The organism is Burkholderia sp. 3C (assembly GCF_054589155.1).
This window is the reverse complement of the sequence record NZ_BAAILN010000044.1, coordinates 313,745-315,541: the sequence shown is the minus strand read 5'-3', so window position 1 is coordinate 315,541 and position 1,797 is coordinate 313,745. Positions and strand designations below refer to the sequence as shown.

The window sequence follows — 1,797 nt, the reverse complement described above, 5'->3', positions numbered from 1 at the left end:
TGCCGGCCTTGATCGCGTACAGCGGGATGGCGTTGACCAGGTCGCGCAGCGTGACGCCCGGCTGCATCTTGCCCTTGAAGCGGACCAGCACCGATTCCGGCATGTCCAGCGGCATCGTGCCGGTGGCGGCCGCGAAGGCCACCAGGCCCGAACCGGCCGGGAAGCTGATGCCGATCGGGAAGCGGGTGTGCGAATCGCCGCCGGTGCCGACGGTGTCGGGCAGCAGCATGCGGTTCAGCCAGGAGTGGATCACGCCGTCGCCCGGACGCAGCGCGATGCCGCCGCGCGTGCTGATGAAGTTCGGCAGGGTTTGGTGCGTCTTGACGTCGACCGGCTTCGGATAGGCGGCCGTGTGGCAGAACGACTGCATGACGAGATCGGACGAGAAGCCCAGGCAGGCCAGGTCCTTCAGTTCGTCGCGCGTCATCGGGCCGGTGGTGTCCTGCGAGCCGACCGAGGTCATCTTCGGTTCGCAGTACGTGCCCGGGCGCACGCCCTGGCCTTCCGGCAGGCCGCAGGCGCGGCCGACCATCTTCTGCGCGAGCGAGAAACCCTTGCCGCTGTCGGCCGGCTGTTGCGGCAGGCGGAACAGGGTGGACGGAGCCAGGCCCAGCGCTTCACGCGCCTTGGCCGTCAGGCCGCGGCCGATGATCAGCGGAATGCGGCCGCCGGCGCGCACTTCGTCGAACAGCACGTCGGACTTGACGGTGAATTCGGCGATCACGGCGCCGTTCTTCAGGGCCTTGCCGTCGTACGGGCGCAGTTCGACCACGTCGCCCATTTCCATCTGCGACACGTCGAGTTCGATCGGCAGCGCGCCGGCATCTTCCATCGTGTTGTAGAAGATCGGGGCGATCTTGCCGCCGAGGCACACGCCGCCGAAACGCTTGTTCGGCACGAACGGGATGTCTTCGCCCGTGAACCACAGCACCGAGTTGGTGGCCGACTTGCGCGAGGAGCCGGTGCCGACCACGTCGCCCACGTAGGCGACCAGGTGCCCCTTTTCCTTCAGCGATTCGATGAACTTGACCGGGCCGCGCTTGCCGTCTTCTTCCGGCGTGATGCCGGGGCGCGCGTTCTTCAGCATCGCCAGCGCGTGCATCGGGATGTCCGGGCGGGTGGTGGCGTCCGGCGCCGGGGACAGATCGTCGGTATTGGTTTCGCCGGTGACCTTGAAGACCGTGATGGTCAGGCTTTCCGGCACTTCCGGGCGGCTCGTGAACCATTCGGCGTCGGCCCAGCTTTGCAGCACGGCCTTGGCGTGAACGTTGCCCTGGTCGGCCAACTCCTTCACGTCATGAAACTGGTCGAACATCAGCAGGGTTTTCTTCAGCGCGTCGGCGGCGGTGGCGGCCACGGCTTCATCGGCGAGCAGTTCGATCAGCGGCTGGATGTTGTAGCCGCCCAGCATCGTGCCGAGCAGCTCGGTGGCGCGCTCGCGCGAGATCAGCGGGCTGGCGGTCTCGCCCTTGGCCACGGCGGCCAGGAAGCCGGCCTTCACGCGGGCGGCTTCGTCCACGCCGGCGGGCACGCGGTAGGTGATCAGTTCGACGAGGGTTTGCTCTTCGCCTGCGGGCGGGTTCGCCAGCAGTTCCACCAGTTCGGCGGTTTGCTTGGCGGTCAGCGGCAGGGGGGGGATACCGAGCGCGGCGCGTTCGGCTACGTGAGCACGAAAGTTTTCTAGCATGGGGGGACCTGCTGATAGGGCGTTTCAGGGCGAAGGCCTCTTTCAGGCGCTCCGAGGCTGCTACGGGTGCTGCTTCGCCCGGGATTCTAGTCGTTAACCGCTTTTGCGTC

1 protein-coding gene is annotated in these 1,797 nt (G+C 67.1%); it reads right to left on the bottom strand.

The genetic code is table 11. From position 1 onward, the window contains the following. A partial coding sequence (locus ACYP33_RS07750; protein WP_459620802.1) for a bifunctional aconitate hydratase 2/2-methylisocitrate dehydratase occupies positions 1-1,687 on the bottom strand: 1,687 nt, incomplete at its 3' end. Positions 1,688-1,797: the final 110 nt, after the last annotated feature.